Origin of the sequence: Haloterrigena sp. KLK7, from assembly GCF_037914945.1 — an archaeon.
GTDB classification, from domain to species: domain Archaea; phylum Halobacteriota; class Halobacteria; order Halobacteriales; family Natrialbaceae; genus Haloterrigena; species Haloterrigena salinisoli.
Genome location: NZ_CP149789.1, coordinates 1 through 15,200, shown reverse-complemented (window position 1 = coordinate 15,200; position 15,200 = coordinate 1). Strand labels below are relative to the sequence as shown.

Sequence of the window (15,200 nt, the reverse complement as noted above, 5' to 3'; positions counted from 1 at the left end):
AATTCCTGACAGGATTCGAGTAGAAGGCTCAGCAACTGCTAAATACAGAGCGCGAATCTCCCACGAATTTGGCTCGATTTGCGAAGGGCAGTGATCGCTCAGTACAGATGAAGCACGTACCGAATGTCACAGCCAATAGTCTGCCGGGTTTAAAGTCGAGCCCTACAAACTACCTGCTATGAGCCGCATGTCAATCCCAGATATTCGTGAAAAGTATGAAAACGGGGAGAATCTAACGATGCTGACCGCATACGACGCGCCAATTGCTCGCCAAGTTGATAACGGTGGTGTCGATATGATTCTCGTCGGGGATAGTGCTGGAGATAACCATTTAGGGTATAATGACACAATCCCCGTCACCGTTGACGAGGCACTATCACTCACAGCATCTGTCGATCGAGCCGTTGAGAATGCGATGGTGATCGCTGACCTGCCATTTCTGTCGTATGGTAGTTCTATGGAAGAGTCAGTAAAGAACGCCGGTCGGTTTATGAAGGAAGCAAGAGCTGATGCCGTGAAATTGGAAACGGCGCCGTCTGGGAAAACATCCATCAAGGTAATCGATAGACTTACTGAACTCGGGATCCCGGTAATGGGACATATCGGGTTAACTCCGCAACGTATGAACCAAATCGGTGGAGGATACGTGCAGGGACGGGGCGACGAGAAGTCGGCCACTATTGAGGCGCTTATTGAGACAGCAGAACAAATTGAAGAAGCCGGCGCATTTTCCCTCGTTCTCGAAGCTGTTACCGAAGAGACAGGAAAGCGAGTCACTGAAGTAGTTGATATTCCGACGATTGGTATCGGAGCAGGAAGACATGTGGACGGCCAAGTTCTCGTGATCACCGATGTGCTGGGTCTGAGCGAAGAATCATACCGCCTCTCGAAACAGTATGCTGATTTAAACTCGGTGATCTGCGATGCGGTAGAATCCTACGTGGATGACGTTCAAGAGGGTGTGTTTCCAGCCTCTGAGAACGTATTTGATGCCATTGACGAAGAGGGTTAGATAGGGCCTTTCGAACGCTTTATCGCTTATTCTGTCTTCCTCGAGGCGTCTCACAGTGGCCCTATTATAGGTGATCAGATATCTATTCGATACCGACCTGTAGTCAGCCTTAGAAATCTCACATGCATTGAGACGATCAGCCTCAGCTACTGTTCAATTTTCCAGCGCCGTCACACGGAGTTCATCGTCGACCTCGTAGAAGTAGCCTCGCTCGAGCAGCCGAGTGAGCGCATAGTTCGCCTCTTCAGGTTCAAGGGCCAGTTCATTAGTTCTAAGAAGGATCTCGAGTGCTTGCTCTCGAGGGACCGACTGCACATCTTCATGATCGTCCGAATTGAGACTGTGCGTGCAAAGGACATCGTACGCGTCTAAAATCCACTCCGACAGCGGCGGCCGTGGATCAGTGCTGTCGTTCATCTCGTCTTCGTACCTGGATTCTTCAGTATCGAGTTGCTTAAGAATACCCCACTGTGGGAGTTGAACCGGCTTCGCGGGGCAACGAACGGACTCGACAAGCACTTTCGAACGAACGACTCTCTTTCTTTCCAGTCAGTCCTTGCGCTCCCTTATCGATCGCCCAGTTCGGGAATCGTTTTTTCGCGTCTAAGGGGTGAAGCGCGACCACATGTGGCTCGAGATTATCCATGAGTACAGATCGACCGATCAGCGCGAGCAATACCAAGAACACCGCCATGACTGCAACAACACCAGCGACCGAGAGCGACGGTATTCCGGCGACGTCGCTCGACTGAATGGGTACGAACTCGTTGCCGTCGACGAGTGGCTACCCGGAACCGAACCAACACTATATGAGATCGACCTCACCAATGGTTTTGAGTACCGAATGCGCTACTGGCACTGCCGGAACTGCGGCCAAGAACGAACTCGTCGTCGCGAGTGCAGCGACCACTGTGAGACACCAGATCCACTGACTCAGCTCAAGACAGGTGGCTACTCGATCGACGAGCCGCGAACCCGTCGGGCACTGAGCGAGGATATGGACGTTCGCTTCGCCAGTGTGGGTTCAACCTACGAGGTCGTCAGCGAAAGCGGGAACACCTACACGGTCGATGTCGAGGCAGAGACGTGCCCCTGTCCGGATTATGAACAACGCCAGCCTGCCGGTGGCTGCAAACATCTCAGACATGTTGATATCGAGATCCGAACTGGGATCATCCTCGCTCCGGATGGGACGTTCAATCGATAAACTGTGCGATGAACCAGCCGGTCGCTCAAGATGGTTTGTCGCCCCCGCGAGGCATACGGGGGTTCGACTGAAGCCCACCGCAGAAACCCATGCGAACAACTGATGTAGCAACAACATCGCCAGACGCAGAGACGACTCAGTCCCTGAAGTGAGGTATCGCCAGATGACCGAGCGCAACGCGTGCCGGATGCCGAGTTGTTCGGCACTCACTCGTGATCGGGCAGGATACGCTGGCCGGTTCTGTTCGGACAGTTGTGAGGTCCAGAACGGACACCTGCAAGCGGACGCTCGAGACGTGGTTCAGGAGGCTGCGCCCTGATGCTCGAGCAGATTGACTGGGGCAAGCGCTTTACGATCGATGACGACGATATCGTCAACGAAGGGTGAATCCGAGATCGAACGTGCGGATCCAGCGCTCGTCGGGGTCGCCGCCCAGACGTTCGTGGCTCGGTGCTTACGAGGCCAGGGGACGACCGAGACGGCCTCGCCCTTTCTGAGTCTACTAGGAGGTGGGGAGGGTCATCGAGCGTCGGAACTGAATGGCCGGGTGTTTCTCGACGGTCCGCCCCGCTCGCCGCATTTCGTCCTCCGCGCCGCTCGTGACCGTACTCAGTTCAGCCTCAACCTAGCAGTGTCCTGCTTCACGGGGTTTCAGATAGATGAGCTTGTGCCTATTTTATAACTGGTGGGTATACAAGAAGATAGAAAATATTATCACACTGCATTTGGAATGGAGTGTATAGAATGGATACGTTAGAACCGCTGCATCAGAAAACTACTCAAAAAGGGTCCTGGGACGACATCCGCGACCTCCCACCGAGCGCCAAACTCGTCGCAAAAGTCCTTGACTACAACGATACAATGACCCAGCAACAGATTGCCGACGAAACGCTTCTGCCAGCCCGGACGGTTCGCTACGCCCTGAATCGGCTCGACGATGAGAACGTCGTCGTCTCTCGATTCTCGTTCTCGGACGCCCGCAAGCGCCTCTACAGCCTTAACATCGAGTAACACCTCTGTTCCTCCTGTCTTCTGTAATCCTGTTAACCCAGAGTGAACAGCTTTATTTTAAATATACTATGCAGAATATCGGTGGTACTGTCTAGTTCAGTAGCGATCACCAATGCAATCGAGAGCACAGAACTGACCGAAGGTACGCTCGAAGAAACAGCAAACATCTCACCGACCCAGCGACGCGAACTCCGGGAAGGGATCGCCAAACTGTGGGACCACGATTCAGATCGCTACGGAAGCGAGCAAAAGGTGCTCTTTCTCGATCTCGAGTGCGGATTCACGCTTAAACAATCCATTGTAGAAGAGTGACCTCAAGCCGACAAGCGTTCCTGTTATCTAGACAGAACTGTAGCGCCTGATGTCTTAGTGGGCCAATTCTTCGGTCGGCGTGGCCATATTGTCGATCTTCAGAATGAGGATATTGTTTGTGTCATCCTTGCCGTCGACGGTGCCCTCAACCGTGAGTTTTGAGAGTGGAGTCGGGCCGACAGTGACCGTGTCACCCTCGTGAAAGGCATCGATCGAGCTCTGAATGTGGACTTCCGCTCGACACAGCTCAGGATGGTGGACACTCGAGAGGTCGATCTCTTCAATGAGAATATCCTCAAGGCGCTCGCCCTTGTGCTCGAGAGGAACAGCTGCGGGCTCATCCATCTGCTGGGTTTCAAGAGTCTCGTAAGCTGTCGCCGTCGGTTTGTATCCACCTTTCGGTCCAGGAACACCCTCGACTAGTTGGAGTGCCTTCAGACTCTGCATCTGATTACGAATCGTCCCTACGTTACGGTCGACCTGCTCAGCGATATCTTCACCTTTGACTGTGTCCTCGGACTTCTTGTGGAGGTTCGTCAGCGCACGCAGAATCTTCTTCTGGCTCGCTGTGAGATCGATCGATGACATATTGATATTTGGTGAGTAATCCGTTTAAGTCCGTTGGGATCTGGGCGCTGTTCAGATACGGTCTGAAAAGCGAGGTGGTTAGAATTCTATGTGCCCCGGCCAGAATTCACCTGCTCAACGGCTCTAGTAGCGGCATTCAATTAGATATTGTGGACCGCGAGGCGACACCGCACGAGCTGATGCGATTGAGTATCCAGCTCCATCTGCCGCACTGTCTAGGTAAGGGAAACCGCAAGACGTGGGAACCTGATACAAAGGGGCGCTGTTCTCTGAGCGGCGAAAATTCGACTGCTTCAGTCCACATCGCCTGAGAGGTGATAGTCACAGATCCCATCATAAGAGGGATAACAGCCGCTGAAACACCGTTTTGCGTCAGAATCGTAACTAGGCAGTGTCCCTCCGAGATAACGTTCTCAAGGTCAAGAAGGCGGGTCAGACCGGGTAAATGTAGAATTCAACAACTAATGTGGAGTTCAAGCATGAACTCGAGTTCAGTGATACGCTGGAACACGGGCTGTCATAGAAAAGTTCCCATACCCTCTCTGTGACTACCCAACAAACGGTAAGTACAGATGAAGGTGCTACCGAAGCGACTATCTATCTCTCCGACAGCTGCCAAAAGAAGCGTGCTGAATACTGTCCTGTATTCAGCAACTCAACTGCTCAGCTGGTGTAAACGGTGAGCGGTCAATACAGGCTGTTCATAGATCGTGTTCGCTTCCAGCTGGGAGCGTGAACGAGAACGTCGCTCCCTCGCCGGGCTCGGACTCGACCCAGATCTCACCACCGTGGCGCTTGACGATACGCTGGCAGAGCGCGAGGCCGATGCCTGTCCCGTCGTACTCCTCGCGACTGTGGAGCCGATCGAAGACCGTGAATACCCGTTCTTGCTTGTCGGGCTCGATACCGATGCCGTTGTCTTCGACCGAGATCACCCACTTGTCGCCGCGTCGATCTGCGTCGACGTGGATCAGCGGCGGCTCGTCGCCGCTATACGTGATCGCGTTGTCGAGCAAATTCTGGAACAACTGTCGGAGCTGGCTGGCGTCGCCCTCGAGGTGGGGAAGGTCCTCGACCATAACTTCGGCGCCGCTCTCCACAATCTGGACCTGGAGATCCGCGAGCACGTCCTCGAGAGTCTCGTTCAGGTCGACGGGTTCGAACGGATCACCCTGCGTTTCGATCCGCGAGTACTCGAGTAACGCATCGATCATCTCGCGCATACGCTCAGCCCCATTGACGGCGTACTCGAGAAACTCCTCGCCGTCCTCGTCAAAGGCGTCGTCGTAGCGCTTTTCGAGTAGCTGGAGGTAGCTCGTGATCATCCGCAGGGGCTCTTGCAGGTCGTGGGAGGCCGCGTAGGCGAACTGCTCCAACCGCTCGTTGGACTCCTCGAGTTTACGCTGGTACTCACGGCGCTCGGTAATATCCGTCAGGGTGATGACGGCGTGGCTCACGTCGCCGCACTCGTCTCTGACCGGCATGCCGTGCTCCATAATGATGCGCTGTTCACCATCGAATGCACTGATCTCGTAGATGTTCGGCTCCGTAACCTCGGTTCCCTGGAGAACTTGGGACATCGTCCAGTCGTCCGGAGCGATCGGCTCGCCCGTATCCGCCCATACCGCGGGGTACTTGTCGTACTCCGCGACCGACTCTGCGTTGAACACGTCGCCACCCCAGATCTCCTTGGCCGTGTCATTAGCTCTGATCAGCGACCCGTCTGCGTCGGCAACCACGACGCCGATCGGCAGGACCTCAAACAGCGTCTCGAGTTGCTCCTTGTTGCGCTGGCGCTCGAGTTCGGCGCGCTTGCGCTCGGTGATGTCGGTCAGCGCGCCAGGGAAGGTGATCGGTTCGCCGTCGTCGCACTCAACGTGGCCACGGGCGACGACCCAGCGGAGCTCGCCGTCGGCGTTCCACACACGGTACTCTGATTTGTACTCGTCACAGGTCTCGACGGCGTCCTCGATCGCGGCGACCACCCGCTCGCGATCGTCCTCGTGGATGCCGTCGATGAACCGGTCAAGCGAGACGCCCTGCTGGGCCGCGTCCGGATCGACGCCGAACGTCCGCGCGAACGACGGACTGACGCACATCTCGTCGTTCTGGACATCCCACTCCCATGTCCCGACCGCGCCGGCCTCCGTCGCCGCCTCGAGCTGGGACTTAGCGTCCTGGAGATACTGTTCGCGCTCCTTCTGCTCAGTGATGTCCTGAGCCATCGTCATGCCGGCGAAGACGTCGCCGCGTTCGTCGGTGATGGGGACCGCGTGGAGGACCCACTCGCGGCCGCCGTATGTGAACTCGACCGACTGCTGCTCGCCCTCGAGCGCGGCCAGGATCGCCGGCTCGAATTCGTCGACTGTTTCGTCGGGCCACACGTCGTAGAAGTTGTGCCCCTCGAGATCGTCGGGCTCGAACGGGATTTGATCGAAGCCCTGGCCGGCCGCCAGCGTGTACTCGAGGTCGTGGTCAAACAGCGTGACGAGTCCGTTCGGGAAGTACTCTGCAAGGGTCCGGTAGCGCTGCTCGGACCGCTCGAGTTCCTGTTCGCGTCGTTTCCGCTCGGTGATATCGCTCGCCATGCCGATCCATTCCTCGATCTCACCGTCCTCGTTCAGCATCGGTACCGCACGCGAGAACGTCCAGCCCGTGCTCCCGTCGTCCTGTTCCACCCGGTGTTCCAACTCGAACGTGCTCTTCGTCTGGATTGCTTCGTCGATAGCCTCCGTGACGCGCGGCTGTTCGTCCGGATGGATGTATTTATCGAGCCAGTCACTGGTCGGTTCGTCTGTATCGGCGAGGAGCTCTTTGCCCGTGAACTCGTGCATTTCGCTCCAATCAGGGCTCATGCGATACACCACGTCTGAACTGGCAGTGACCAGCGCGTGGAATCGTTCTTTATTCTTCTGGAGGTTCTCCTCGGCCTGCCTGCGTTCGGTGACGTCGCGTGATGTCCCGGCGATGGTTTCGACTTCATCGTCGTCGTTGAGCACAGGTGCGAAGATATACTCATAGACGCGACGGCCACGTTCGGCGTGTGGGAATGCAACCTCACCGCGAATGGGCTCTTTCGTCTCGATGACCTCGTCGATTTCACGCTCATGCATCTCCGCGTGCCACGGTTCGTAGCCAATCTCCCGCAGCGTTTTCCCGATGGCTTCCTCACGGGTTTGGCCCCACATCTCCAGCACCGCATCGTTGGCGAACGTGAAGCGGTAATCAAGGTCGAAGGCGTAGATGAGATCAGGCGTGCTGGAGATAATCGTCTCGTAGAGCCGGTTTTGCTCCTCGGCGGTCGCTCTCTTCAACTCTGTCCCCGCTTCCTTGCGTTCAGTGATGTCAGCGGTAGCACCGATTATTCGGCACGGCTCACTGTTGCCGTCGTACTCGACTTCGCCACGGGACGCCACCCACAGCGTGTCGCCCTCCGCGTCAGTAATGCGGTACTCGGCCTCGAACTCACCCGCCTCCTCAACTGCCTCGTCGAGTTGGTTCCATACTCGTTCTTGGTCTACCTCATGAACCGAGGCGAAAAATTCCTCAATTGGTACGCCCGCAGTGACCTCCTCTGGGGCCGTGTCGTGGGATTTAGCAAGACATTCGTCCGCAGTTACAGTGTTTTCTTGAATGTCCCATGACCACGTGCCGACAGACCCAGCGGCCTTGGCGACTTCGAGTTGAGTTTTCGTCTCACGGAACCTCGGTTCGCACTCGTTGGTCGATTCATGGTTGTGCCGCTGGTCGGATTCTTCGAGTGGCTGATCCGGTCGACTGCTGTCGGTAATATCTTGAACGATACCAACGGTTCCCTGTACCGTGCCGTCCGATTCGAGTAGGGAGACCCGTACTTCGCAACGAACGCGGTCTCCCTCGGCAGTCTGTACGGCGCACTCGAGTTGTTCGCTTTGATCGGTAAGATTCGTGAGGGACGGTTCGATAGTCGAGTCGTCATTGTCGAGTAGCAGAGAGACGTGTTCGCCGAGAAGTTCCTCACGTGCGTATCCCGTTAACTCGACGATTTCGTCGTTTACCGCGATGAATCGATCTTCGGCGTCGAGTTGGTAGAGTCCATCGTCGATCGCAGTCACGAGCGCCCGATACCGCTGGAGGGCCTCTGTGTCATCGATGTCTCCCCAGAACATTGGACCAGAAGACCCGACTGGTTCACTCATACACGCAATAGTATGGTACGTGGGTCGGATAAAGCTTCATTCAGCCAGCGTTCTCGGAAGATACATGCTCTGCATTTTCTACTCACATCCGCCTGTGTAGTGAACGGATAGTCCGCTCCAGATTGGGTAAAAAGAACGTCCTGCGGATCGTTCTCTAACACCCTCTGGAACAAGCAAGATGGACAGTCACTTGTTGTTGCTCGAGTTCAGTGATCCGCTTGCTGCCAGGACTGACATCCCCCTGTCGCGTGTTGGCCGACGCGGCGCTGTGTCTCTCATAGATGCAATGTAAACAGCGTCTCACTGAACTGGAACTCGCAATCGACAGTCCCCATTGCTGTCGAGTTCATGAGTGAGTTCGAGTCCACGTGATCCGCTGTTGCTGGAACCGTAGTGGTTCGCACAAGACGGCACCCAACTAGTGCGGTCACGGTGGCACCCAGATGGCGCGTTGATGCTGGCACCCCACTGTGCTCTCGTGCTGTTTACATTGGTCACCACCCATCTCATCACACTGGCACCCTAATCGTGCGTGGTACGGTTGGCACCCCGGCAGTGCATCAAGACGAGGTGAATTAACCTGTGTCGCTCACGTCGGCACCCAAGATGCCGGTCCCACCGGCTGGCACCCCCGCGTTGACGCTTTGCGTCTTTGTTGGCCTATTTCGGCAGAAGAGGACGGTCCAGCCCTATCGAAATCCTATTCTCCAGACGCGATGTTGTCTGAAACAGCTGTTACAGAGAGACGATTAATATCGTTGCGGGAAGTATTAGTTCAACAATGATCAATATATAAATATTTAGGAATTGTATGTGGGTTAAGACCTTCTCTTTATTATCCAACAGGAGTATTCAATGGTAATGGATTCGCAGAACGAAGAACTCCTTCGGCTACTCACAGATACCACTAATCGGGCGGTTTTGACTCTTCTCACTGATACTTCACACGGACTTTCTGTATCCGAGATTGCTGAACAACTCGTTTCGGAGGACGACGAGAACATCGAGCAGACGGTTATCTCTCTCCATCACAACCATCTTCCTCGACTTGACGAAGCAGGGCTAATCAACTACGACCGCGATGAAAACATCGTCACCGGCGCGAACTACTTGACAAGTGACGTCGAGTGGATGGATCTAGACGTACTCGACGACCTGCTCTCACAGTTCCGGTCGGGTCACAGAACGGACGAAAGCACTGTTGGACGACTTGAAGGGCGCGAAGAGGTGTACGACTACTGCCGGGGGTTGGCTGATAACGCCGAAGATGAACTGTTTCTGATTTACGCTTCCAACGAACTACTTGATGAAGAGTGTCTCCCCTATGCGGAGAGAGCTATCAAGCGAGGAGTTGAACTCCATGCCGGAACAAAAAGCCGAGACGCTCGAGATTTCTTCCGGGATCGTCTTCCAGAAGCAACGATATGGGACCCCCAGATGGATTGGATGTATGAACAGTCGAATTATCCCAAAGTAAGTCGGCTGATTGTTGCTGATCGAGCGGAAGTCGTTGTCGGTCTCTGGGATGAAGCTGCTGATGGGACGAGAACGGAGATCGCAATGGTTGGTGAAGGAACGACCAACCCCTTGGTGGTCCTGACCCGTGAGCTGCTCGGTCCGCGATTAGATCATCTTGATTATCAGAGTGACGAGTTCCTTGGAAATCTTCCGTTTGAAAGCTGACCACCAATATTCGCTGTGAAGCATGAGTTCGATCATTACTTCGCCTGTACTTATCGCTGAGGGTGCCAAACCTGTCACCAGTTGAGGGTTCCAACAGCGCCGACTGTCCTCACTTTCGTCGGGAGAGACTGTCCGCTGTTGTCCTCCAGCCGCGCTGTCGCTATCGTTACGCGGTCTCTGGAGTCCCGCTGCCCGAGTTCACGTGTCGCAGTTTCTCGCTATCCTGGATGGTGGCGCTGTCGGTAGCCGTATCTTCGATAGCGCATCGGAAGCAGATCGTACCGGTGCGGAGATCGATTCGATCCGAACACGAATTGCCCGTACGTCCATACTACGACCTGTTGGGTCACGTCAGGCAGATCGCTCTCTTCGATATCTCCCGCGATGATCGATTGCTTATCTACCAAGAGAAGTTAGCCCGGATTCAGACCGAATTCGTGTCCGCGAGATCAGCGGCAACAATAACTTCGGCGTCCGGTACTGCTTAAATGATGAGCCTATCAATCGACACTTGACAGACCACTAGTTTGTCAGTCATCAATTTTATTACTAGCCAATCATTTAAGTTATTTTTCGATTTCAGATAACGGTGAATCTGATTTTCAGCTGAATCGAGGAGCTAAACACCCTCGTTGCGGAACCGAATCATATCGATGTCGATTGGTAGTTCGTCGAAATCGTCGTCGGCGCCGGCAACGAGAGTAGCATCCGCCTCAGAGGCGAGTGCGACGGCATGAGCGTCTGCTAGCGATATCTGTCCGTCTGCTTTCACCTCAGCAGCTACGCGCCAGTCAGCAGACTCAAGCTGTAGCCCCCACCGCTCGAGTGCTCGGACGTCACGATCGGCGGTCCGAAGGGAGTCGGTAGTCGGCTTGTCGTCTACACCTTCAAAGCGGGCAACGAGATAGAACACCTCGGCGGCGTTCGCCTCAGTCAACAGCCCGTCGGCGGCACCGTTTCGGACGTCCATGAGGTACTTCGCAATGACATCTTTCCCCGGTTCGTTGTAGAGATACGCGATAATCGCCTCAGTGTCGAATACATACCTCTCGGTCATTCGTTGGCAGCATCCTTCGGTCGGAGACGGTCGGCACGCTCTTTCTCGCGTTGACGTTCCTCACGCTTTACCTCCCGGACTTTCTCGATCACATCGCCCGGGTTGCGGTCGCCAGTCGCGTGGATTCCTTCCAGTTCCTCAAGCGAAGGGACAGGCTCGACGACAATGCGCTCACCTTCCTCATAGATGAACACCTCACCAGGTGTGTCGATCCCGTATTTCTCGCGCAACGACTTCGGAATCGTCGTCTGTCCTTTCTGAGAGACGCGAACAATTTCTGGCTCTCGAGTACTACCCGACATTCTAAGTTGTACTACTTGGCCGAGATACTACTATCTGTCGGTCAGTATTACTCATTCCCGTCTACGTATCCTTGGACCACATTAATAAAAGAGTTAGTCGTCGGTCGCCGAGACTCCACCTGTAGGCGTCGTTCTGACGGACTCAAGATTGTGAACAGCATCATCGTCGGCCGCAACCTCTCGAGAGACCACTGACGACGCACAGGGACGACGAGTTCGAGATAGAATCTCGAGATGAGTAGAATACACTCCGCCACATAGCTTTCGCTGAGCGGGTCTGTGAGCGGTCTCACAAACAAACTCCCCTACCTATTAATTATATTACCCTTCTAACTAAACAGTGCCTTAGTTATGGTTCTGTGCTCAGTCTAACAGGATTCGTGGGGATTCAATACCTTTGGTGTGATATTCGGTAAGCAATCCTCATGACGAAAAAGCATCTGTTGAGTGAGGTCTTGACACAGTCAGGTGTTATTGAAAGGGGTAGATGTAGTCCGAAGTTGTCATCCCCTTTGTCTAGCGTGATTAAACTATCAATATCCTGTTGTTCTGACGCAAGGGTGAAAAATGAGCTTGATCGCTGAGTTCAGCATTGTTTCTCCGCTGATGAGAGAAGCCGAAGAAGTCCCAGAGATGATGTTTTACACTGAGGATATACATATGACGCAGATGGGGGAGGGGAAACACGTCTTCTGGGCTTCTGGTGGCGATTTCGACACCTTCGAATCAGCACTTCAAGCTGACCCCACCACCAAAGAGTATACCTGTCTCACTGAACTCGACGATCGACGTTTATATCGTGTGACGTACCCCGAAGACGCTGTACAGGAGTTTTTGTATCCAAAAGCGGCTGAATATGATATAGTGTATCTCGATATTACAACTACCCATGAGAGGTCCCGCTTCCGTGCTCGCATCCCAACTTTGGAGGCGCTAAAAGCGTACCGTGAAGCCTGCGAAGAGGAAGGAATTCCGTTTCACCTTCACCGTCTCTATCAGGAAAAGCCTGATAACCCGGCTGAGCGGTTCGAATTAACTCCTGCTCAGTATGATGTACTCGTTGAAGCACATGAACGCGGCTACTTTAAGCAACCGCGCTGCATCACGCTCGAAGAGTTAGCTGAGGAGTTTGAGGTTACCTCATCTGCGCTTGGGAGGCGGCTGCGGCGAGCACTAGATACTCTCATTGAACAGACGGTCCGGTCAGACACCGAGGATATCAATAGTTGATAATGAAACGGGAGGGGACTTAAACACGTAGATGGTGACTGTGGAGACTTAGACATATGGAGCGCTCAATAAGGAATAGATGTCAAGCATAGATTCCCCTATCGAGTATACCTGCAGTGAGGATAGCCCCGTCAGTCAAGCAGTTATCGAGGCTGTTGCAGAGGCATCAAATCGTGATCCGATTGAGTTGGATCCGCTCTACGAATATATTGACCCTGATGCCCTGAACACTCTATTCCACTCCCGCTCCAGTGATGAAGTGGATCCAGATGAAGTGTATCTGGAATTTACTTACGCAAATTATCGCGTAGCGGTGACCGCCAATTATGTTCACGTCTCTAATTTAGACGGAACGTAAAGCAACAGTACAGCCAATAATTACAGAATAATTTATGGGAAACATCCAACCAGTAGATGACATCGAATCACTTCGTTCTGCTTTCCAAACGATCTTAGAAGAAGCAGAAGCTAACGATGTCGGGATAGAAGGTAGCTTAAAAATTCAAACGACGGCCGATCACCCAAATTGGGAAATCCAAATTTGGCAAATCGAATGATCGATAATCACCCGGAAGCAAATATGATTTGATGCAGGCTTTAGTAATCGGTTTGCATCTGTAGAGACCAAGACCTCTCTAAAACTGCGAGCGGATCGCACAAGAAGAGGAGGTCTAAGTGACTCTGATGATGACTGGGATGGTCTGTGAGATGGGTTGGTGATGATAAGGGTGATACAAGACGGCTTTAGCTAGGCACGCTAGATAGGAAGCGGCAAGATGCAGAAATTAGTCTGTGATCCCGTGACCTTCTTCGCGCATCAATTCGGCGACACCCTCAGGATTCTCAAATGCATATTTCAACGCGAACTCGCGGGCGTCTGTTTTCGAAACTTCGCCAGTCTCGAGTGCGTCGGCGAGGTCACTTCGAAACGCCGACTCTTGGTCGCTGACCTCGGTCCGTAGATATACTTCGATCCGCTCATCGCGTTCGTCGCCAACCTTACTCCGGCGGACGAAGTACGGATATTCTGCTTCGTCGTCGGATTTCGGTTCGGATTCAGTGCTCTCTGGTTGCGTTGGTGTTTGTTCTGTGTTGCTCTGGTCGGTTGACCTCTCTTCGCTCAAGTCCTCCGTTCGCGGTTCAGAGTCATCGGACTCATCGTTCGAATCGTCGCCGTCTTCGCCGAAATCGAGGCTCCCTGAACCCTTTTTCATCGGCATCAGGCCGTCACCTCGCGTTCGGCGTCGTCACAAACCTCGAATGTGCGCGTGTCATAGCCGTCGATATCGAGCGTGAGCGTCGGATCGATCTCGGCGTCGAAGGTCTCAGTTGCGATGAACGCAGCCAGCTCGTAGATGTCACGAGCGGTCTCGAGCTCCCGGTCGCGAATACGGCGTTGTCCAGGCTCGCTGACCATCTCGCCGTCTTTCTCGAACGTCTTCCACCGTTCTTCGATCACTTTATATGCAGATCCCCGGGCTTCCCACATCGTGTCCATGAGACTCTCTCGGGCGGGGATTGCGACCGGCGTTGCGTACTCGTCAGTGTCTTGGAACTGCTTGGAGTACTGCTGATGGGCGTTCGTCTGGCCAACGCCGGACGGAACGACACATGACAGGCCAACCTCGATATCTAGATAGTTGCTCATGTTCGTGACGAGTTCTTCGAGTCCGTCAAGACTGAGGTTTCCTTTCCCTGCAGGCTTGACCGGGGCCACGAGTGTCCGCATAGCGTAGATGGCGTTATACAACAGGTCCTCGGCACGTGCGTTCGGATCGATAAGGACAGCGTCATACTGTTTGTGAAGTTGCTGTTCGTTCCATAGCAGATCGTATAGCAGCTCGAACCGCGGGAACTCCTCTTTGGACATATTCTTCATGCCTGTTTCATAGGCAATCTTCTGCTCGAGATTTGACGTGAAATCGCCGAGCATGTCATGGCTCGGGATTACGTCGACGCCCTCGCTCGAGGTCTCGATGAGGTCCTCGAAATCACCGTCGGGCATCTCGAGGATGTGTTTCACGAAGTTATCGGCGTCTGGATCACTTCGGTGTTCGCCCACGTCGAACAGGCTTGTTAAATTACCCTCTTGGGGATCGAGGTCGATCACGCACACGTCGAACCCCATTCGCTCAAGACTGACCGCGAGGTTCGCTGTAGTCGTGGTTTTGAACGTCCCGCCTGATTCGGAGTAGACGACGGCAGTTATCATCAACAGACGCTACAGTCTTCTACCACATAAATCTGTTTCAATTGACTGGTACGTAAATCTGTCACGCCCTTCTGTTACAATAGCCTGTTTCGTATGTCTGTAACAGTTGTCTGTGACGGCATTGGCCTGTGGTTTTGGCACCCCACCTGATTCGGAGTAGACGATAACAGTTATCATCAACAGCTGTCCCGGTCCTCAATTACATATCTCTGTTTCAGCTAACTGGAACCCTCACCTACCATATATTTCTGATACAGAAATCTGTTACATATATCTGTAACAGCTGTCTGTCTCGGTGCCATCCTGTGGTTTTGGATCAGGATGATGAGGTTTCTTGAAATTGATGTCTGTAACATATATCTGTAACATTCACCATGCTGTAACGCTGTTTTCGTTCGGTCGACAGTA

The 15,200-nt window shown here is 53.7% G+C and carries 14 protein-coding genes and 2 pseudogenes; 9 read left to right on the top strand and 7 right to left on the bottom strand.

What is annotated here, in order from left to right; all coding sequences use genetic code 11:
• The first annotated feature begins 178 nt into the window (after positions 1 to 178).
• The gene (gene panB / locus WD430_RS20795; RefSeq protein ID WP_339106269.1) at positions 179 to 1,012 is read left to right on the top strand and encodes a 3-methyl-2-oxobutanoate hydroxymethyltransferase; all 834 of its coding nucleotides are present in this window, start codon (positions 179 to 181) and stop codon (positions 1,010 to 1,012) included.
• Positions 1,013 to 1,165: 153 nt separating this feature from the next.
• On the opposite strand, the gene WD430_RS20790 is transcribed toward panB, so the two are convergent.
• Positions 1,166 to 1,429 carry a hypothetical protein gene (locus tag WD430_RS20790; RefSeq protein ID WP_339106268.1) on the bottom strand — a complete coding sequence of 88 codons (264 nt, stop codon included), beginning with the start codon at positions 1,427 to 1,429 and terminating at the stop codon, positions 1,166 to 1,168.
• A 227-nt stretch (positions 1,430 to 1,656) separates the two neighbouring features.
• On the opposite strand from WD430_RS20790, the pseudogene WD430_RS20785 reads away from it, so the two are divergent.
• From WD430_RS20785 to WD430_RS20775, 3 genes and pseudogenes are all read left to right on the top strand, one after another.
• Positions 1,657 to 2,219: pseudogene (locus WD430_RS20785) on the top strand (hypothetical protein).
• Between the two features lie 744 nt (positions 2,220 to 2,963).
• The gene (locus WD430_RS20780) at positions 2,964 to 3,230 is read left to right on the top strand and encodes a helix-turn-helix domain-containing protein (protein WP_339106266.1); all 267 of its coding nucleotides are present in this window, start codon (positions 2,964 to 2,966) and stop codon (positions 3,228 to 3,230) included.
• Between the two features lie 81 nt (positions 3,231 to 3,311).
• Positions 3,312 to 3,542 (top strand): hypothetical protein, encoded by a 231-nt coding sequence (locus WD430_RS20775; protein ID WP_339106265.1) that lies wholly within the window; start codon positions 3,312 to 3,314, stop codon positions 3,540 to 3,542.
• Positions 3,543 to 3,596: 54 nt separating this feature from the next.
• Here the strand turns inward: WD430_RS20775 and WD430_RS20770 are convergent, their stop codons facing one another.
• Positions 3,597 to 4,130 (bottom strand): Rrf2 family transcriptional regulator, encoded by a 534-nt coding sequence (locus WD430_RS20770; protein ID WP_339106264.1) that lies wholly within the window; start codon positions 4,128 to 4,130, stop codon positions 3,597 to 3,599.
• A gap of 104 nt (positions 4,131 to 4,234) precedes the next feature.
• Here WD430_RS20770 and WD430_RS20765 point away from each other — a divergent pair.
• Positions 4,235 to 4,336 (top strand): annotated as a pseudogene (locus tag WD430_RS20765) (IS6 family transposase); the annotation flags it as partial.
• Between the two features lie 495 nt (positions 4,337 to 4,831).
• On the opposite strand, the gene WD430_RS20760 reads toward WD430_RS20765, so the two are convergent.
• Positions 4,832 to 8,308, bottom strand: coding sequence for a PAS domain S-box protein (locus WD430_RS20760; RefSeq protein WP_339106263.1), 3,477 nt, complete (start codon positions 8,306 to 8,308; stop codon positions 4,832 to 4,834).
• Positions 8,309 to 9,169: 861 nt separating this feature from the next.
• Between WD430_RS20760 and WD430_RS20755 the strand changes: the two genes are divergently transcribed.
• Entirely contained in the window at positions 9,170 to 9,991 is an 822-nt protein-coding gene (locus WD430_RS20755) for an ArsR family transcriptional regulator (RefSeq protein ID WP_339106262.1), read from the top strand.
• 619 nt (positions 9,992 to 10,610) lie between these two features.
• On the opposite strand, the gene WD430_RS20750 is transcribed toward WD430_RS20755, so the two are convergent.
• Entirely contained in the window at positions 10,611 to 11,048 is a 438-nt protein-coding gene (locus tag WD430_RS20750) for a PIN domain-containing protein (protein WP_339106261.1), read from the bottom strand.
• Positions 11,045 to 11,350 carry an AbrB/MazE/SpoVT family DNA-binding domain-containing protein gene (locus tag WD430_RS20745; protein WP_339106260.1) on the bottom strand — a complete coding sequence of 102 codons (306 nt, stop codon included), beginning with the start codon at positions 11,348 to 11,350 and terminating at the stop codon, positions 11,045 to 11,047. The genes WD430_RS20750 and WD430_RS20745 overlap by 4 nt, the downstream gene beginning before the upstream one ends.
• Before the next feature lie 567 nt (positions 11,351 to 11,917).
• Between WD430_RS20745 and WD430_RS20740 the strand changes: the two genes are divergently transcribed.
• From WD430_RS20740 to WD430_RS20730, 3 genes are all read left to right on the top strand, one after another.
• Entirely contained in the window at positions 11,918 to 12,580 is a 663-nt protein-coding gene (locus WD430_RS20740; protein ID WP_339106259.1) for a helix-turn-helix domain-containing protein, read from the top strand.
• Between the two features lie 79 nt (positions 12,581 to 12,659).
• On the top strand, positions 12,660 to 12,938 hold the full coding sequence (locus WD430_RS20735) for a HalOD1 output domain-containing protein (RefSeq protein ID WP_339106258.1): 279 nt from the start codon (positions 12,660 to 12,662) through the stop codon (positions 12,936 to 12,938).
• 34 nt (positions 12,939 to 12,972) lie between these two features.
• Positions 12,973 to 13,137, top strand: coding sequence for a hypothetical protein (locus WD430_RS20730; RefSeq protein ID WP_339106257.1), 165 nt, complete (start codon positions 12,973 to 12,975; stop codon positions 13,135 to 13,137).
• A 228-nt stretch (positions 13,138 to 13,365) separates the two neighbouring features.
• Here WD430_RS20730 and WD430_RS20725 read toward each other — a convergent pair whose 3' ends face one another.
• Both WD430_RS20725 and WD430_RS20720 read right to left on the bottom strand, forming a co-directional pair.
• A complete protein-coding gene (locus tag WD430_RS20725) occupies positions 13,366 to 13,800 on the bottom strand; it encodes an acyl-CoA dehydrogenase (RefSeq protein ID WP_339106256.1) in 435 nt (144 codons plus the stop codon).
• On the bottom strand, positions 13,800 to 14,792 hold the full coding sequence (locus WD430_RS20720) for a ParA family protein (RefSeq protein ID WP_339106255.1): 993 nt from the start codon (positions 14,790 to 14,792) through the stop codon (positions 13,800 to 13,802). The genes WD430_RS20725 and WD430_RS20720 overlap by 1 nt, the downstream gene beginning before the upstream one ends.
• Between the last annotated feature and the right edge of the window lie 408 nt (positions 14,793 to 15,200).